The 389-nt window shown below is 76.1% G+C and carries 1 protein-coding gene; it reads right to left on the bottom strand.

Annotation, left to right across the window (positions count from 1 at the left end):
- Positions 1-389 (bottom strand): proton-conducting transporter membrane subunit (locus tag L979_RS13510; RefSeq protein WP_047692742.1); only part of this gene is annotated, 389 nt, incomplete at both ends.

Genomic DNA, 389 nt, shown 5'->3' with positions numbered 1-389 from the left:
CGCCACCAGCAGGGCCAGCCCCAGCCCGGGACGGGCCCGTGCAAGGCCCCGGTAGTCGGCCAGCTCCCGGTGCTCGGGCAGTGCGGCGGTGACGGCGAAGGCGGCGACGTTGGTGACGGCGTAGGCGGCGAGGTAGAACAGCAGCGAGGGCAGGGCCAGGTCGCTGCGCCCGGCCGCGGCCACGGGCACGAGCAGGAACCCGACCTGGGCCACCGTCGACCACCCCAGCAGCCGGCGGGGGTCGGTCTGCCAGTAGGCCGCGAGGTTGCCCAGGACCATCGAGGCGGTGGCCAGCAGCGCCGCGACGAGCAGCCAGGAGCCGTCCCCGGCGGAGACCGTGGCCACGAGCCGGTACAGGGCCACCAGCGCCCCCACCTTGGGCACGGTGG

The organism is Kocuria sp. ZOR0020, from assembly GCF_000800955.1.
GTDB lineage: Bacteria > Actinomycetota > Actinomycetes > Actinomycetales > Micrococcaceae > Kocuria > Kocuria subflava.
The sequence above is the reverse complement of the archived record's forward strand: the minus strand, read 5'-3'. Positions and strand labels throughout refer to the sequence as shown.